Annotated in this window: 16 protein-coding genes; 6 read left to right on the forward strand and 10 right to left on the reverse strand. The window is 60.6% G+C overall.

What is annotated here, in order from left to right:
• The first annotated feature begins 26 nt into the window (after positions 1-26).
• Together KLP40_RS01165 and trxA are read left to right on the forward strand one after the other, a co-directional pair.
• Entirely contained in the window at positions 27-395 is a 369-nt protein-coding gene (locus tag KLP40_RS01165) for a hypothetical protein (protein ID WP_215591681.1), read from the forward strand.
• A gap of 220 nt (positions 396-615) precedes the next feature.
• Positions 616-945: a thioredoxin gene (gene trxA / locus KLP40_RS01170; protein WP_215591682.1), complete on the forward strand. Its 330-nt coding sequence runs from the start codon at positions 616-618 to the stop codon at positions 943-945.
• An 87-nt stretch (positions 946-1,032) separates the two neighbouring features.
• On the opposite strand, the gene KLP40_RS01175 is transcribed toward trxA, so the two are convergent.
• The 4 genes from KLP40_RS01175 to KLP40_RS01190 all read right to left on the reverse strand — a co-directional run bounded on the left by KLP40_RS01175 (position 1,033) and on the right by KLP40_RS01190 (position 6,835).
• Positions 1,033-1,998 carry an energy transducer TonB gene (locus KLP40_RS01175; protein ID WP_215591683.1) on the reverse strand — a complete coding sequence of 322 codons (966 nt, stop codon included), beginning with the start codon at positions 1,996-1,998 and terminating at the stop codon, positions 1,033-1,035.
• A gap of 240 nt (positions 1,999-2,238) precedes the next feature.
• Positions 2,239-2,724 (reverse strand): AsnC family transcriptional regulator, encoded by a 486-nt coding sequence (locus KLP40_RS01180; RefSeq protein WP_215591684.1) that lies wholly within the window; start codon positions 2,722-2,724, stop codon positions 2,239-2,241.
• Between the two features lie 605 nt (positions 2,725-3,329).
• A complete protein-coding gene (locus KLP40_RS01185) occupies positions 3,330-4,505 on the reverse strand; it encodes an isoaspartyl peptidase/L-asparaginase family protein (protein ID WP_215591685.1) in 1,176 nt (391 codons plus the stop codon).
• 134 nt (positions 4,506-4,639) lie between these two features.
• Positions 4,640-6,835, reverse strand: a complete 2,196-nt coding sequence (locus KLP40_RS01190; RefSeq protein ID WP_215591687.1) for a protein-disulfide reductase DsbD family protein — start codon at positions 6,833-6,835, stop codon at positions 4,640-4,642.
• 229 nt (positions 6,836-7,064) lie between these two features.
• On the opposite strand from KLP40_RS01190, the gene KLP40_RS01195 reads away from it, so the two are divergent.
• From KLP40_RS01195 to KLP40_RS01205, 3 genes are read left to right on the forward strand one after another with little or no spacing between them, the layout of a single operon-like run.
• Positions 7,065-8,393, forward strand: coding sequence for a hemolysin family protein (locus KLP40_RS01195; RefSeq protein ID WP_215591688.1), 1,329 nt, complete (start codon positions 7,065-7,067; stop codon positions 8,391-8,393).
• Positions 8,394-8,441: 48 nt separating this feature from the next.
• A complete protein-coding gene (locus KLP40_RS01200; protein WP_215591689.1) occupies positions 8,442-8,813 on the forward strand; it encodes an RDD family protein in 372 nt (123 codons plus the stop codon).
• 52 nt (positions 8,814-8,865) lie between these two features.
• Positions 8,866-9,114 carry a hypothetical protein gene (locus KLP40_RS01205; protein ID WP_215591690.1) on the forward strand — a complete coding sequence of 83 codons (249 nt, stop codon included), beginning with the start codon at positions 8,866-8,868 and terminating at the stop codon, positions 9,112-9,114.
• Positions 9,115-9,246: 132 nt separating this feature from the next.
• On the opposite strand, the gene KLP40_RS01210 is transcribed toward KLP40_RS01205, so the two are convergent.
• The 6 genes from KLP40_RS01210 to accD all read right to left on the reverse strand — a co-directional run bounded on the left by KLP40_RS01210 (position 9,247) and on the right by accD (position 14,803).
• Entirely contained in the window at positions 9,247-9,759 is a 513-nt protein-coding gene (locus KLP40_RS01210) for a gamma carbonic anhydrase family protein (protein WP_215591691.1), read from the reverse strand.
• A 117-nt stretch (positions 9,760-9,876) separates the two neighbouring features.
• Entirely contained in the window at positions 9,877-10,860 is a 984-nt protein-coding gene (locus tag KLP40_RS01215) for a radical SAM protein (protein WP_215591692.1), read from the reverse strand.
• A gap of 123 nt (positions 10,861-10,983) precedes the next feature.
• Complete coding sequence (locus KLP40_RS01220) at positions 10,984-11,745, reverse strand: endonuclease III domain-containing protein (RefSeq protein WP_215591693.1); 762 nt, start codon at positions 11,743-11,745, stop codon at positions 10,984-10,986.
• 109 nt (positions 11,746-11,854) lie between these two features.
• Positions 11,855-12,562, reverse strand: a complete 708-nt coding sequence (locus tag KLP40_RS01225) for an OmpA family protein (RefSeq protein ID WP_215591694.1) — start codon at positions 12,560-12,562, stop codon at positions 11,855-11,857.
• A 363-nt stretch (positions 12,563-12,925) separates the two neighbouring features.
• Entirely contained in the window at positions 12,926-13,669 is a 744-nt protein-coding gene (locus KLP40_RS01230; protein ID WP_246558571.1) for an OmpA family protein, read from the reverse strand.
• Between the two features lie 243 nt (positions 13,670-13,912).
• Positions 13,913-14,803, reverse strand: coding sequence for an acetyl-CoA carboxylase, carboxyltransferase subunit beta (gene accD / locus KLP40_RS01235; RefSeq protein ID WP_215591695.1), 891 nt, complete (start codon positions 14,801-14,803; stop codon positions 13,913-13,915).
• 224 nt (positions 14,804-15,027) lie between these two features.
• On the opposite strand from accD, the gene KLP40_RS01240 reads away from it, so the two are divergent.
• Positions 15,028-16,038, forward strand: a complete 1,011-nt coding sequence (locus KLP40_RS01240; protein WP_317196728.1) for an OmpA/MotB family protein — start codon at positions 15,028-15,030, stop codon at positions 16,036-16,038.
• The last annotated feature ends 71 nt before the right edge of the window (positions 16,039-16,109 follow it).

Genomic DNA, 16,109 nt, shown 5'->3' on the forward strand with positions numbered 1-16,109 from the left:
TTCTTCATCTTTTAACCCCCAACGTTATGAACTTTCACCTTCTGGTTTACGGAGTGTATCTGCCCGCTACAGTTGTGCTCACGATCTGGGTGGCGCGGACGCTTTTTACCAATGGCCGCACCTTTCTGGTCGATATTTTTCACGGCAACGAGGCCCTGGCCGATTCGGTGAATAAGCTCCTGCTCACGGGCTTTTACCTTATCAATATCGGGTACGCCATGCTCACGCTCCGCAGCACTGCCCCCATCAGCAGCTACCAGGAAAGCGTGGAAATGCTCAGCGTGAAGGTGGGCACCATTATCCTGATTCTGGGCGGCATGCACTTCTTTAACCTCTATGTGTTCTATAAGCTACGCAACCGCGCTCAGCAGTACGCCAAGGCCTACCACTCCTGAGCCCCGATAAGTAGGCGCTATTCTTTGTGGTGAATTCCGGCCCCGGTAGCCGCACCCCGCCCGGGGCATGGTCGCCGGGGTCCCGGGCATATTGGGCGGTGGAATGGCTAGTCTGACCGAGTGAACTTTCCCGGCGGCTGCTTGTTGAATCGCAATCTGCTACCTTGCGGCCCGCTTACCCGTATAGGAGCACATCACCTTTCAACCAAACCCGACTGTTATGGGACATAAAGCCATCGAAATCACCGATGCTAACTTCGACCAGATCATCAACTCCGATAAACCTGTACTCGTGGACTTCTGGGCCGAGTGGTGCGGGCCCTGCCGCATGGTAGGTCCGGTAGTGGAGGAACTGGCCGGCGAATACGAAGGCAAAGTCATCATTGGCAAAGTGGACGTGGATGCCAATCCGCAGACCTCGGCCAAGTTTGGTATCCGCAGCATCCCGACGCTGCTGGTGTTCAAGAATGGCCAGATTGTAGACAAGCAAGTGGGTGCCGTACCCAAGCATGTACTGGCCCAGAAGCTCGATGCCCAGGTAACCGCCTAAACTCCGGTTGCTTTTTGCACTACCGAAAAGCGCCCCGTTTCTGCTCAGGCAGAAACGGGGCGCTTTTCGGTAGTGCACTATCGGTCATCAGTCGTTGGGCTCGGGGGCGGCGGCGCGGGCCTCGGAGGGCGGCACCTGCGGGGGCTTGAGGCCGGAAGCCAGCGAAAAATTGGGAGCGAAGTAAATGGGGATAGTGAACGTCATGGCCGTGGGCAGGTTGTACTCGCGGCCGGGCTCGAAGGCCGGCAGACTGGCCACCACGCGGCGGGCCTCCTGATCGGCCTCCGGGGCCAGGCCCTGCACCACCCGCACCTGACTCACGCGCCCGTCTTCCCCCACGGTGTAGCTCACATTTACGCTTCCCGTAATGCCCTTGCGGCGCACGTTACGCGGATAATTTGTGTTACGGGCCACAAAATTCAGCAAAGCGGCGTCGCCGCCGGGGAAACGGGGCAGTTCCCGGGTCCGCACCCGGCCCATGTAGGGCGAGCCATCCTTGTTGAAGAAAGCCAGAGCTAGGGGCTTGCCCTGGCGGTCGGGCATTTCAATGGCGCTCAGCTCCCCGGTATCAAAGTAATAGTGCCACTCACCCACTGGTCGGCCGGCGTTGTAGCGGCCCTCGGAGCGTTTCTGCCCGTTGCGGTGCACCGAAATCCAGCGGCCTACGCGCTGCCCGTTTGAATACTCACCCCGCTGGTGTACCCGGCCATCTTCGTACCAACCCAGGTAGAGGCCGTCGGCCTCATCGTTACGGTAGTGGACCTGGGCGGCTTTGCTGCCATCAGGATGATACCAGGTGAGCAGGCCGTTGCGGACGGGCGGATCAATGGAAGAGAGAGTGCCTTTCAGCAGCAGCGTGCCCGACAGCGCATACTCCCGCATGGCGTACGTACCCAGCAGCTCATTTTTGCGGTCAATCAGGCGGTAGTGCGTGGCACTGTCGGGTACAGTGGCCTGGTCCTGGTCGTTGAGGTAGACGGCTGGTAGACTCTGGCCGTAACCAGCCCCGGCCATCAACAGCAAGAGTGCGAGAACAACGTACCGAATTCTCATAAGCAACCTGATTAAAGCACTGACCCTGGCCTCAACGAAATATAACCAGCAGATGCTCAATGCCCAAGCCCGACCCTAAGTTCCATTCTAAAGTGCTACTTAAGCTATTTGTGAGCCTATTTTTTCTACTCTTTCAGCACTCAACAGTTGGCGGGAAAGCTCATACTGCCTTAAATGGCCACGGCCGCTCCCTTTCACGAAAGGAAGCGGCACAACGGGCGCGTTGGCACCAAGAAAAACCTAGCTGGGCTGCTCCTGCACTTCCTGTAACTGAATAGGGCGATTAAACGCCTCCTCCAGCGAAATCAGGGTTTCGGTGCGCTCAATGCCCTCGATGAGCTGGATCTGCTCGTGCAGCACCTCGCGCAGATGATTGGTGTCTCGACAAATGAGGCGGGCGAAGATCCCGTAGGTACCAGTCGTGAAGTCGATGCTGACTACTTCCGGAATCTCGTAGAGCTGCTTCACCACCCCTTCATACACGGAGCTTTTCTGCAGATAAATTCCCAGAAAAGCCCGGACGCCATAGCCCAGTTTCTGGTAATCAATCTTGAGCGTAGCCCCCAGCACGATACCCAGTTCCTCGAGGCGAGCCATGCGCACATGCACCGTACCACCCGAAACATGCACCTTCCGGGCAATTTCGGTGTAAGGCATCTTGGCGTCTTCAATCAACAGGGCCAGAATCTTCCGGTCGGTGTCGTCAAGTTCGTAATTGCGAGCCATTTTGAGGGGTGTTGATTATCTATATTTTAACGAAGCAGTTCGTTTTTTAAAAAGTATGTAAATTTCAGTGCAAATGTCTGAATTTATTTTATAAGAACAATCAACCTGCTACATTTGTCATAATCCAACGCAAACGGCAGGGGATTGTTTTTGATACTGTAGAATGATGAAACTGGCAGACATGCCCTCCTCTCTCGGGGGTGGAGATTCGGGAAAAACTGGTCCGGCGGCCGGCTAACTACTCCGTGGAGGTTCGAATCCTTCTTCTACAGCACAAACGACTTTGGGTGGGACAAGTGAGGAGGAAAACGGAACGTATCTGGGTGGGTACGTTCTGAATTGAGAGGCGGCATCTGGGTGGGTGCCGCCTTTTCTTTTTTCGCTATTTTTTTGCCATTAACTCCCTCATTCACCGGCTTTTTTGCAACTCTGGCACCGGTTTCACAATCCGGGCGCAAAGTTCGTGTTTTCCCCCGGGAAAAACCAGACAGCCCGACAAAATAAAGGCTCCGCGCGGTTGCGCGGAGCCTTTATTTTGTCGGGCTATTTTTATGGCCGCTTGGCCACCTGGCCGGTGGTGCCGCCATGGCTGCACTGGCCGGCGCTTAATCGGCCTTATAGATCTGTACTTTCCGCTCCCCGGTAGCCCGAATGTAAGCGCGGTACATACCTTCCGAGTTAAAGGGCATGGCGATATTGCCCTGGCGGTCCACCGCAATAAGGCCCCCGTCGCCCCCCAGCTTGGCTACCTTATCGATGGTGGCCTGGGCGGCCTGGGGCAGGGGCTGGCTGGCGAATTCCACGCGGGCGGCCACATCGCGGGCCACCGTGGCCCGCAGGAAGTACTCGCCCCAACCCGTGCACGAAACGGCACACGACTGGTTATCGGCGTAGGTGCCAGCCCCGATGATAGGCGCGTCGCCGACGCGGCCGTAGCGCTTGTTGGTCATGCCGCCGGTGCTGGTGGCGGCGGCCAGGTTGCCGAACTGGTCGAGGGCCACGGCCCCCACGGTGCCGTATTTTTTGCCTTCGGTAAAGATCTGCTCCTCGGGCAGCACGGCGCCCTGCGCCTTACCGCCCTGGGCCTTACCGCCCTGGGCCTTACCGCCCTTGCGCTTCCCTTTGCTCTTGCCGGGGGTAGCGGAGGGGGCGTTCAGCTGATCGGGCGTGCCGGCCTTACGCTCCCCGGCCAGGGCAGCTTCCAGCTGCTGGTGGCGGGCTTCGGTATAAAAATAGCTCGGGGACACTATGTCGAGCTGCTTTTCGCGGGCGAACTGCTCGGCGCCAGCCCCCGTCAGCAGCACGTGCTCCGACTGCTCCATCACGGCCCGGGCCGCCCGAACGGGGTTGCGCACCACCGTGACGCCCGCCACCGAGCCGGCCGCCAGCGTGCGGCCATCCATGATGGCTGCATCCATCTCGTTGCGGCCGTCGTGGGTGAATACGGCGCCCTTGCCCGCGTTGAACAGGGGCGAATCCTCCATCACCCGGATGGCGGCCTCCACCGCGTCAACGGAGGTACCCCCACCCTTGAGCACGGCGTAGCCCGCATCCAGGGCCTGGTTGAGCGCGTCCTGGTAGGCTTTTTCCTTTTCGGGCGTCATCAGAGCCCGGGTGATGGTACCGGCCCCGCCATGAATCACGAGGGTGATGCGCGACGGATCGGGCGCAGTAGCGGCCGAGGCGGCAGCAGCGGACGAGGAGGTAGTTGATTGGGCCTGGCTGAGAGCGGGCCCAGCCAGCAAAAGCGCGCACAGCAGCAGGCGGAGCGGTTGGATCATACGGGGTCGGGAGAAAGGATGAGAGTGGAGCAAGAGTGGGTCTGACCAGAAAGATAAAACGCCGGCCCCGGATTTGAAGCCAGGGCCGGCGTTTTGAGTGCACAGCCGCGAAGCCGGTGTTGGCCCCCCGCGAGCTAGCGGGCAGCTACCTGCTGGCGATAGCGGGCCAGTCCGGCGTCAAGGAAACGGACGAACTCGGCCGCGTTGGGCTCGTAGCCCAGGGGCGGCGCCAGCACGTGGGCCAGGTCGGCGGGGGCGTTGGGGTCGAGCAGCACGTAGTAGGGCTGGGCGTTCACGTTGAAGCCGGTCAGCTGCAGGTCAGCGTTTTTCTTGCCCAGCGTGGCTTTTTCCTTGCCGTCGGACTTAGATACGTACACCTCGTTGGCGGGCAGGTCGGTTTTATCGTCCACGTAGAGGGCCACCACCACAAACTCATCCCGGAGGCGGCGCAGCACCTGCGGGTCGCTCCAGACGCTGGCTTCCATCTTGCGGCAGTTCACGCAGGCGTGGCCGGTAAAATCGATGAACAGCGGCTTGTTCTGGGCCCGGGCACAGCGCTGGGCCTGCTCCAGGTCAAAGAAGCCCGGCAGGCCGTGGGGCAGTTCCAGAAAGTCGCCGTAGCGGGGCGTCTCGCAGGCGGCGTTGGGCTCGGTAGCCGTAGCCACGGCCGGGGCAGTGGCGGTGGCCACCGAGAAGTCGGCGCGGCTCTGGGGAGGCAGGTAGCCGGCCAGCAGCGGCAGCGGCGCCCCAAACAGGCCCGGCACCAGGTAGGTCATGAAGCTGAAGGAGAGCACGGCCATCAGCAGCCGACCCACGCTCAGGTGGGTCAGCTCCGAATCGTGGGAGAGCCGGAAACGACCCAGCAGGTAAAGACCCAGCAGGCCCGAGAGGGCAATCCAGAGCACTAGGTAAATATCGCGCGGGAGCAGGTTCCAGTGGTAGGCCAGGTCGGCCATGCTCAGAAACTTGAGGGCCAGCATCAGCTCCACGAAGCCCAGCGTCACCTTCACCGTGTTCAGCCAGCCGCCGGAGCTGGGCAAGCTTTTCAGCCAGGCCGGAAACAGGGCAAACAGCATAAACGGCAGGGCAAACGCCAGCGAGAAGCCGAACATGCCCACTACCGGCTGGATGCCACCCCCGTGGGCGGCCATGGCCAGAATGGTGCCCACGATGGGGCCGGTGCAGCTGAACGACACCACCACTAGCGTGAGAGCCATGAAAAACACCCCGGCCCAGCCGCCCTTGTCGGCCTGCGCGTCAATCTTATTGACCATGCCGTTAGGCAGCGTGATTTCGAACAACCCCAGGAAGGACAGGCCGAACACCACGAAAACGGCGAAGAAAATCAGGTTGGGCAGCCAGTGCGTGCTGATCAGATTCAGGCCGTCGGCCCCCAGCAGCACGGTGGTCAGCAGGCCCAGCACCACGTAGATAAAGATGATGCTGAAACCGTAGAACAAGGCCTTCAGGATGCCCTGGCGGCGGTTGGCCGAGCCTTTGGTGAAAATAGAAACCGTCATGGGGATGAGCGGGAAGACGCAGGGCGTGAGCAGCCCGCTCAGCCCCGACAAAAACGCCACAATAGCCAGGGACAGCAGCCCCGAATCGGCCGTGGCGGCAGCGGCGGGGGCAGTAGCGGCAGCGGATACTACGGCCGCGGAACCGGCCGCACCCTCCGAAGCCCCGGCTGCGGGCGCCGCGCTGGGCAGGGCTGCCGGGGCCGCGACGGTATCGCGCGCCCCCGTGGGGCCGGCAGTGGGGCCAACGGCAACGGGGGCCGCCGTGGTGGGCGTGGTGGTGCTCCCGGTGGCCGGGGCGGCAGGAGTTGCAGCCGGGGCCGGGGCCGGGCCTGTTACCTCCAGGGGACCGAAGCGCAGGGTTTCCTCACCGGGAATGCAGCGACCATCCACATCGGTGCAGCTCTGGAATTCTGCTTCGGCCTGAATGGTAAGGGCGCCGGGCTGCAGCACGCGGATGCGTTGCCGAATCTGACCGGTTTTCTCGAAGTAGGTCACGTCACCCTTGAACACGTCGTCGTAATGTTTCTGGGCTCCTATCGACTTGGGCGCGCCCACCAGTTGATAGGCGGGGCTTTTCACGAAGGTGAAAGTGAACACGGTGGGTCCGAGGTCGGGGTCGAAGTTGGTAGCGTAGAGGTGCCACTTGTCATCGATGCGCGCCGTTACAATCAGGTCCAGCTCCTCGCCCACGCGGGCGGAGGGCTGGCTGAGGGAGGCACTCAGCTTGGTGGGCGTGAGCACCTGGGCCGTGCCAGCCAGGGAAATCAGCAGGGCCAGCAACACCGGCACAAGAAAAAGACGACGAATCATGTAGGAAGTGAAAAACAACGAAAACCCAGACAACGACGCAAAGGTCGGCAGAAACCGCAACAGCCGCACGGCGAAACTGGTTTAGGGCTGGCGGCCGGCCCCTCCCCCGGCAGGCCGGGGCCGGCTTTGGGGGCGGCAGGCCCTGCTTTAATTCCAACCCCTTGCGCCGAATGTCGTACTTTTGCTCTATAAAGGAAGGCCGCGCCGGTTGAGCCTGGCTTCCGTACCTATGGGCTTAAAAATATTACTGACTATTCTGCTGGTAGCCGCCAACGGATTCTTCGTGGCCGCCGAGTTTGCCTTCGTCAAGGTCCGTCTGTCGCAGATTGAGCTGAAAGCTCAGAGTGGCAACCGCATTGCGCAGTTGTTGCAGGGCATGCTCCACGACATGAACCACTACCTCTCCGCCTGTCAGCTCGGCATCACGCTGGCTTCGCTGGCCCTGGGCTGGATCGGCGAAAGTGTAGTGGCCGAGGTGGTGCTGGCCGTAATTCACCGGCTGGGCCTGGAAGTTTCCCCTACGGCCGTGCACCAGATTGCGCTGGCTACCTCCTTCTCCCTTATTACCATCCTGCACATCGTGCTGGGGGAGCAGGCGCCCAAGGTGCTGGCCATCCAGAAACCCGAAACCATGAGCCTGGCCATTGCCCTGCCCCTGCGGGCTTTTGCCTTTATTACCTTCCCCTTTATCTGGGTGCTGGACCGCATGTCGAATGTGGTGTTGCGCCTGTTTGGGGTGGTTTCCCTGCACGGAGCCGAAGTACACACCAGTGAGGAACTGCGCATGCTCCTCGATCAGAGCAAACAAAGCGGCGAAATCCAGGAATCGGAGCACGAGCTGCTGGAGAACGTGTTCGAGTTCAACGACCGGATGGTGAAGCAGATCATGGTGCCCCGCACCAAGCTGGTGGCCCTGGAAGTGAACACGCCCGAGGAAGTGATTCTGGAAATGGTCTACAACGAGGGCTATTCGCGCATTCCGGTCTACGAGGTCAACATCGACAACATTGTGGGCGTGCTCTACGTGAAGGATCTGCTCCAGATTATCCGGCGGCACGAACCGCTGGAATTGGCCAAAATCATGCGGCCGGCTTACTTCGTGCCCGAAACCAAGAAGATTAACCGCCTGCTGCGCCAGTTTCAGCGCAAGCACATGCACATGGCCATCGTGTCGGATGAGTTCGGCGGCGTGTCGGGCATCGTGACCATCGAGGACATCATGGAAGAGCTGGTGGGTGAAATCCAGGACGAGTACGATAACGAGGTGCCGGTGGTGGAAAAGGTATCGGAAACCGAATACCGCGTCAATACTGCCACGCCCATCCCCGACGCCAACGAGCACCTGCCCCACCCCCTGCCCGAGGGCGACGATTACGAAACCGTGGGCGGCCTGCTCAACGTGCTCTACGGCAACATTCCGGAAGTCGGCGACGTGGCCGTGCTCGACAACTACGAGTTCCGGGTGCTCAAACGCTCCCGCCGCGCCGTGGAGCTGGTCCAGATCCGCCTTACCGACGGTGAGGAGCAGGACGCCGAAATCGGCGAGCTGCCGGCTTAAGCGCCAGCGCACTTCCTTCTTCCTACCTGATTCCGACTTCTTTTCTCTATGGAAGCGTCCAAATGGCGTCGCCTCATCAATTGGTTGATTGATAACGTACTTGTGCTGGCCTTGCTGGCGATGCTCACACGGCTAACACTCGGCGCCAACGCAACGCAGCTACAACTCCGGCTCACCTCCATGAGCTTGCTATTCGGATACTACGTGTTGACTGAGTTTTATTTTCAGCGCAGCCTGGGAAAAGTACTTACCCATACCCTCGTGGTCAACCAGCACGACGAACGTCCTACGCTGGGCGCCATCCTGTTGCGCACGCTCTGCCGCTTTATTCCCCTAGAGCCTTTGAGCCTCTTGTTCAGCCGGAACAGCACTTGGCACGATACGCTTTCCCGCACAAAAGTCGTTTTCATCAGCTATTAATCTCCTTTTATTTCTTTTACTTTGCCTCAGTATTCTCTTATTTCAGTTACTCATGCAAAAACTTCGTCACCTCGCCCTCGTTGCGCTGGCCAGTGCAACTCTTTCCAGCTGTGCAACCGTTTTCGGTGGCCCGATTACGACATACCAGAAAACCAAGCCTGCGGCTGGTGAGCCCCAACGCGAGGTGCGGGTGGGTGCCCTGGTGGCCGACTTGCTGCTGACCGGCGCCATTGGTACGGTTATCGACTTCGCTACTGGTGCCATTTACAAACCCCAACCGACGGCAACCCCCGCTAAATAACTTCAGGCCGGAACCAGTAAATTCCGCTTGCGAAAAACAGAAAGGCTCCGCCCGTTTGCACGGTCGGAGCCTTTCTTTATTACTATTCCCTTGGCTTGTGCCTTTCCGCTTACCGAACAGACAATTACGTGCCTACTGCTGAAACCAGCTGGCGTACAGTACATAGTTGTCAGCGGTACGGCGCAGGTTGGCGCGCTGCTCCTCGGTTACGGGCTTAATGCGGCGGGCGGGCACGCCGGCGTAGAGGTAGCCGGGCTCGCACTGCGTGTTTTCGAGTACCACGGCACCGGCGGCCACGATACAGCCGGCCCCCACCACAGCGTGGTCCATCACGATGGCGCCCATGCCGATGAGCACATCGTCTTCCACGGTGCAGCCGTGCACAATGGCTTTGTGGCCGATGCTCACCCGCGCCCCGATGGTAGTAGCCGCCTTCTGATAGGTGCAGTGAATCACGGCCCCGTCCTGCACGTTGGTTTTGTCGCCGATGCGGATGGCATTCACGTCGCCCCGGATGACGGCATTAAACCACACGGTGCACTGGGCACCAAGCGTCACGTCACCGACGATGGTGGCATTCTCGGCCAGGTAGCAGTCGGCCGGAATCTGGGGGTGTTTGCCCTGAACGGGCAGAATGAGCGGCATGCGGCGAAGCAATGAGATGGTGAAGTGACGAGTTTTGGGTTCAGGCGGGCCGGGCGCACCGGTTAGGCAGGCAAGGTAAGGAGAACCTCAAATTTCCCCTTTCCGCACCTCCCCACGTCATCTTGTGAGCATCCGCTTCCAGGTGCCTTTTTCCCAGTTATATTTGAGGGTGCTGGGCAACGCCTGCCAGAAGTACTTGCTGGTTTCCACGGCGAAGCTGGGCTGCATGTAGCAGTTGATGGTGCAGCCCTCGCACTGGGGCAAGCGGCCCTCCAGGGCGGCCAGGCGCCTGACTTCGGCGGAGTTGTAGAGGTTGAAGAGCTGGCCGTCGATGGGGAATTTCTGCTCGCCCAGGTGGTAACAGGGCAGCACCAGCTCGTTGCTGGGCGAAATAACCAGCGTAGTGCTGGCCGCCCGGCACACGGGCGCGGCCACGTGGTTGCCTCCGTCGCGGCGGAGTTGAATAAACGCTTCGTTCAGGTACACGCCGGGCCGCTTACCAAAGTCCGAGAGGTAATCCAGCTCGGCGGGCGTGAGCTGTTCGCCGGCATCCACGCCGTTGTACTCAAAGGCCGGATTGAGGATGAGCACCAGCTTGTTGGGCCGGGTGATTTGCTGGTACACGCGCTCCAGATCGGCCAGGTTTTCGCGGAATACCGTGAACAGCACGTCGGGCCGCTCGCCCAGCTCCCGCGCCACCCGAATGCTTTCCAGCACGAAATCGAAGCAGGCCACGCCCCGGCCCTTGTCGTGGACTTCCTTCTCCGAGGAATCAAGCGAGAAGTGCAGCATGTCCACCTTGCCGCGCAGCCGTTCGGCGTACTTCGGGTACAGCAGGCAGTTGGTGGTGAGCGTGGTGATAAAGCCCATGTCGTGGGCCAGACCCACAAACTCATGAATCTGGCGGTGCAGCAGTGGCTCGCCGCCCGTAAAGTCCACCACCGACACGCCCAGCCGCTTCAGGTCGCGCAGGTTTTGCTCCACATCGGCCAGCGTAATGTAGGGCGAGGGTTTCTCCCAGATGTCGCAGAACGAGCATTTCGCGTTACACCGGTAGGTGACGTAGTAATTGCACAGAACCGGGTGATGAACAAGGCGCATTTTCGTAGCCGTTAGCTGTTGGCTGTTAGCTAATAGCCTTTCAACCGAAATAAGCGGCTGCTCCCAGCCGACACAATTCTACTCCAAAGCTAACAGCTAATAGCCAAGCGCCAGCAGCCCGAGTTAATGAGGCAGGGCACCCCAGGCGGCTTCCCAGTGCGTGGGCGTGGCGGCCAGGGCCTCCGGCGTGGCCGGGCCGAAATGCTCCCGGTAATAGTTGCAGAAGCCTTTGAGCGGGCACCGGGCACAGTCAGGCTTGGCAAAAAGGCAGATTTTCTGGCCGTGCCAGTAGTTGTGCTTGTGGAAGTTGAGCAGCGTCAGGGCATCCTTGGGCAGCTGTTCCAGCAGCACCTGATGCGCCTTATCGGCGGAGGCCTTGGGACCAATCAGGCCCACGCGCTGCGCAATGCGGTGCACGTGCGTATCCACGGGCAGAACGGGCTTATGGAAGTTGAACAGCAGCACCAGCGACGCCGTTTTCAGCCCGATACCCGGCATGTCGTTTAGCCAGGCCATACCCTTTTCCGTGGGCCAGTCGTGCAGAAAATCCAGCTCAAACGCCCCGCGCTCGGCCCGGATTCGGCGCAGAATTTCCTGAATGCGCGGGGCCTGGGTATCGGGCCAGCGGGTGGTGCGGATGGCGTGGGCCAGCGCGGCGGTAGGCGCGGCCAGTACCCCGGCCCAGTCGCCGAATGCTGCCAGCATCCGGTCGTAGGCGAGCTCCTCGTCGGCGTGGGTGGTGCGGTGCGACAGCACGGTGGAAATCAGCTCCCGCATGGGCGAGCGACGGGGCTTTTCCAGAGTAAGAGGCGGGTAGAATTGCTGCAGAAGCTCGTAGTTGCGCTGCGTTTTCGCGGCGGCCGGGGCGTCGTAGGAGATGGGCATAGCCGGTTGTACCGCCGTCCCCGGAGCCAGGTTGCGCCGACGGAGCCACAAAAAAACGGGGGTTCCCGCCCAGGAGCCCCCGTTTGCGCCCGCAAAGCGGGTTTCAGACCTAGATGGTGCCTTTCTCGGCGGCCTTCTTGAGCTTTTCGTTGGCGAAGATGGCCACTTCCACCCGGCGGTTGGCCACGCGGCCAGCCTCGGTGGAGTTATCCGCAATGGGCTGCTTCGAGCCGTAGCCGGTTACCGTGAAGCGCGAGGCGTCTACGCCCTGCTGCTGGGTGTAGTTGGCCACCGCTTGGGCCCGGCGCTGCGAGAGGGGGTTGTTGATGGCATCCGAGCCGCTGGTATCGGTGTGGCCTTCCACAATCACGTTGGTATCGCCGTACTTGATGAGGGTTTTGGCCAGCTCCTGAATGTTGTTGCGGGCGGCGGCCGTCAGGGCCGAGGAATTTTTGGCAAACAGCAGGCCCGAATCGAAGGTGATTTTGATGCCTTCGCCCACGCGCTCCACGGTAGCACCGGCCATTTCACGCCGGAGCTCGGCCGCCTGCTTGTCCATGCGGCGGCCAATGAGGGCACCCCCGGCACCACCCACGGCGGCCCCGATGATGGCCCCTTTGGCGGTGCCCGATTTGCCGCCGACTACGCGGCCCAGTACGGCACCGCCGGCCGCGCCACCCAGGCCGCCGAGTACAGCCCCCTTGGCCGTTTTGCTCCAGGGTTTCCTGGTAGTAGTGGTGGTTTGCGCCTCGGCAAAGGTGCCGCCCAACAGCAGCACAGCCAGCAGCAAAACGAAGAAGGAACGAGAATTTGTCATGGAGCAGAAGAAAAAGATGGCAGGAAAGTATGCTTTGGTAGCAGGGCTGACTACAATTCGTCCTCAACAACCCGGAGTTGGAACGACAATTTGCAACCTCCTTGCCAGAAACCCCGACTTGGACGAAAAAGACCTGTTATTATACAATTCACCAACATTTGAGACGAGTTACCAGGGAGTTATCATGAGGCCAACATGATGATTACAAGCCACATTCCGTCGCCCCGAACCGGCGCCTGAGCTAAGAAAAGTTCTTTTTCAGCTTCATCCGCCTCAACTTTTCCTGCGCACTACACACGGCAAAAGAACATAAAAAAAGCTCCCTCAGCGGAGGGAGCTTTTCTTGGTAGAAGCAAGGCTGTATTACAGCGTGCCGTTTTCGGCGGCCTTCTTCATTTTCTCGTTGGCGAAGATGGCAATTTCTACACGGCGGTTGGCCTGCTTGCCAGCTTCGGTGGTGTTGTCGGCAATGGGGTCCGACGAGCCGAGGCCTTTGGTGGTTACGCGGGCGGCATCAACCCCCTGCGAGATGGTGTAGTTGGCCACGGCCTGGGCCCGGCGCTCCGAAAGCGGGTTGTTGATGGCATCCGAGCCGGAAGCATCGGTGTGGCCTTCTACCAGCACGTTGGTATCGGGGTACTTCTTCAGCACCTCGGCCATTTTCTGGATTTCCGACATGGAAGCAGCCCGCAGGTCGCTCTTGTTGGTATCGAACAGGATGCCGGAGTCGAAGGTGATTTTAATGCCTTCACCCACGCGTTCCACTTTGGCGTTCTGCATGTCGCGCTGCAGTTCTTCGGCCTGCTTGTCCATTTTGCGGCCAATCAGGGCGCCACCGGTACCGCCTACTGCGGCCCCGATAATGGCCCCGGCAGCCGTGCCGTTTTTACCCCCGATTACGCGGCCCAGTACGCCACCTACTACAGCGCCACCGCCGGCACCGATAACGCCGCCCTTGGCCGTTTTGCTCATGCCCGTTTTACGGGGGCCCGTGCCATTGGTATCGGCTTCGGGAATATTGGGGTTGCGCGGCTGGGAAGTAGCGCAGGAGCTCATGAACAGCACGAAGGCCATCAGGAGAGAGAGGAGGGAAGTGCGGGAGGTCATACGATTCAAAAGAAGGTTGAGGGAAAGAGCAACGATTTGGTTGAGGGTACTTACTGAATTTGTTTGAAAAATGTTCCGCAAATATAGCCGGCTACCTATACCGGCCGGCCCAATTATGCAGCAGTTTCGCCGGAGGCCAGCAAAAAGCCCACCAGACGCGTTGAAAACGCGTCCGACGGGCTTCTTTTCAAAAAGGGTGCCGAAAAAAGGCCATTGCCGAGGCACTGCCTCACTCTCCCCGGCTTACCGGGCAGCAACCGGCTCAGCCACAGATACCTTGTCCGGCACGGGCTGCAGCATGGTCAGCAAGTCAAATAAGCGCTGCTTGAGTTCCTTGCGGTCCACAATGAAATCGAGGAAGCCGTGCTCGAGCACAAACTCGGCGCTCTGGAAGCCCTTGGGCAGGTCTTTGCCGATGGTTTCCTTGATAACGCGGGGCCCGGCAAACCCGATGAGGGCGCCCGGCTCGGCAATGTTGAAGTCGCCGAGCATGGCGAAGGAGGCCGTTACGCCACCCGTGGTGGGGTCGGTGAGCAGGGAAATGTAGGGCAGACCGGCCTCGGAGAGCAGGGCCAGCTTGGCCGAGGTCTTGGCCATCTGCATCAGCGAGAAGCCGGCTTCCATCATGCGGGCCCCGCCGGAGCGGGAAATCATGAGGAAGGGCAGGCGGTGCTGGCGGGCGTAATCGATGGCGCGGGCAATCTTCTCCCCCACTACCGAGCCCATCGAGCCCCCGATGAACTTGAAATCCATGGCCGCTACCACCAGCCCCAGGCCGTTGAGCTGGCCGTGGGCGGTGCGCACGGCATCGCGCAGGCCGGTGCTTTTCTCGGTGGCGGCCACGCGCTGCGGGTAGGCTTTGGTGTCCACGAAATGCAGGGGGTCGGCGGAGTGCATGTCCGCGTCGAGCTCCTCGTAGTGGTGGTTATCGAAGAGGAAATCGAAGTAGTCGGCCGCGTTGATGCGGTCGTGGTAGCAGCAGTTGGCGCAGGTGGAGAGCAGGCGCTTGTGCTCCACCATGGTGGCCACGGTTTTGCACTCGGGGCACTTGTACCAGAGGCCATCGGGGGTTTCCTTCTTCTGCTCCGTCGGGGTGACGATGCCTTTTTCTTTGCGCTTAAACCAGGACGACATATAGTGGACGGTGAAAATCGGAGGAAGGAAGGGGCGCAACCCGGGCCGGCGGGGCCGTTTGCAAGGTGCAAGTTAAGGCGGAATACAAAAGTGTGAAACTAATCCGTGGTTGCCGCCGCATTTGTTGATGCCCGGGCCGGCAGTAGCACATCCGGCCGGCGGGTCTTACCTTGCCGGCCCGGGCCGTTTCCGGGCCGCGCTTTTCGGCATTATCCTTCCCTACTGTGAAACACTTTCCCTCCACCCTCGCTCTGCTGGCGCTGCTGGCGGCCCCGGCCCTGCCCGGCTGCGTGGCGTCCAAGAAATACGACGACCTGCGGGCCCGGCAGTCGGCCACCGAGCAGGCCAAGAACGAGGCCGAGCGCCTGAACCGCCAGGCCACCACGGAGCTTAAAAAGACCTCCGACGAGCTGGCCCAGCTGCGCCTGCAGAACCGCCGCCTCACCGACGATTCCATTGAAACCGGCCGCAACCTGGCCCGCACCCAGCAGCTCTACACCCAGCTCACCGACAGCTACGACCGGCTCCTGAAAAACTCGGATCGGGCCATGGCCGACAAAACCACCGACTATAACAAAGTAGCCCGCGACCTGGCCCGCCGCGAAGCCGAGCTGGGCGAGCTGGACACCAGCCTCAAAAAGAGCCGGGCCGATATTGACCGCCTCAACCAGGACCTGACGGCCCGGGAGGCCAAGCTGGGCGAGTTGCAGAAGGCCCTGGCCGAAAAGGACCGGGCCGTGGACGCGCTCAAGGCCAGCGTAAGCAACGCCCTGCGCGGCTTCAAGGGCACCGATCTGCAAGTGGAGATGCGCAACGGCAAGGTGTACGTCTCGCTCTCGGAGCAGCTGCTGTTCAAATCCGGCTCCACCCGCGTGGACCCCAAGGGCCAGGATGCGCTTAAACAGCTGGCCACCGTGCTCCAGCAGCAGCCCGAGGTAAACGTGGTGGTGGAAGGCCACACCGACAACGTACCCTTCAGCCGGCCCGCCGGCGCCATGCAGGACAACTGGGACCTGAGCGTGCTGCGCGCCACTGAAATTGCCCGCCTGCTCACCAGCGGCGGCGTGGCTCCGGAGCGCGTTACGGCCTCGGGCCGCTCCCAGTACGTGCCCGTGGCCCCCAACTCCTCCCCCGAAAACAAGGCCCTTAACCGCCGCACCGAAATCATCCTCACGCCCAAGCTCAACGAGCTGTTCAAAATCCTGGACACCAACTCGGCCGCGGACGGGAAATAAGAGACCGGTCCAATGCTTCCAACTATTGAGACACACGCAGGCAGTATTGAGAAACCTATCAGCGTCTTGGT

The organism is Hymenobacter piscis, from assembly GCF_018760735.1.
In the GTDB taxonomy this organism is placed as follows: domain Bacteria; phylum Bacteroidota; class Bacteroidia; order Cytophagales; family Hymenobacteraceae; genus Hymenobacter; species Hymenobacter piscis.

Bases quoted from the DNA above. Each gene is read 5' to 3' on its own strand.
- KLP40_RS01200 (WP_215591689.1), top strand. From the start codon at position 8,442: ATGGAAGCGTCCAAATGGCGTCGCCTCATCAATTGGTTGATTGATAAC.
- KLP40_RS01225 (WP_215591694.1), bottom strand. From the start codon at position 12,562: ATGACAAATTCTCGTTCCTTCTTCGTTTTGCTGCTGGCTGTGCTGCTG.
- KLP40_RS01175 (WP_215591683.1), bottom strand. From the start codon at position 1,998: ATGAGAATTCGGTACGTTGTTCTCGCACTCTTGCTGTTGATGGCCGGG.
- KLP40_RS01185 (WP_215591685.1), bottom strand. From the start codon at position 4,505: ATGATCCAACCGCTCCGCCTGCTGCTGTGCGCGCTTTTGCTGGCTGGG.
- KLP40_RS01195 (WP_215591688.1), top strand. From the start codon at position 7,065: ATGGGCTTAAAAATATTACTGACTATTCTGCTGGTAGCCGCCAACGGA.
- KLP40_RS01165 (WP_215591681.1), top strand. From the start codon at position 27: ATGAACTTTCACCTTCTGGTTTACGGAGTGTATCTGCCCGCTACAGTT.
- KLP40_RS01180 (WP_215591684.1), bottom strand. From the start codon at position 2,724: ATGGCTCGCAATTACGAACTTGACGACACCGACCGGAAGATTCTGGCC.
- KLP40_RS01220 (WP_215591693.1), bottom strand. From the start codon at position 11,745: ATGCCCATCTCCTACGACGCCCCGGCCGCCGCGAAAACGCAGCGCAAC.
- KLP40_RS01190 (WP_215591687.1), bottom strand. From the start codon at position 6,835: ATGATTCGTCGTCTTTTTCTTGTGCCGGTGTTGCTGGCCCTGCTGATT.
- KLP40_RS01205 (WP_215591690.1), top strand. From the start codon at position 8,866: ATGCAAAAACTTCGTCACCTCGCCCTCGTTGCGCTGGCCAGTGCAACT.
- KLP40_RS01215 (WP_215591692.1), bottom strand. From the start codon at position 10,860: ATGCGCCTTGTTCATCACCCGGTTCTGTGCAATTACTACGTCACCTAC.
- KLP40_RS01230 (WP_246558571.1), bottom strand. From the start codon at position 13,669: ATGACCTCCCGCACTTCCCTCCTCTCTCTCCTGATGGCCTTCGTGCTG.
- KLP40_RS01210 (WP_215591691.1), bottom strand. From the start codon at position 9,759: ATGCCGCTCATTCTGCCCGTTCAGGGCAAACACCCCCAGATTCCGGCC.
- trxA (WP_215591682.1), top strand. From the start codon at position 616: ATGGGACATAAAGCCATCGAAATCACCGATGCTAACTTCGACCAGATC.
- accD (WP_215591695.1), bottom strand. From the start codon at position 14,803: ATGTCGTCCTGGTTTAAGCGCAAAGAAAAAGGCATCGTCACCCCGACG.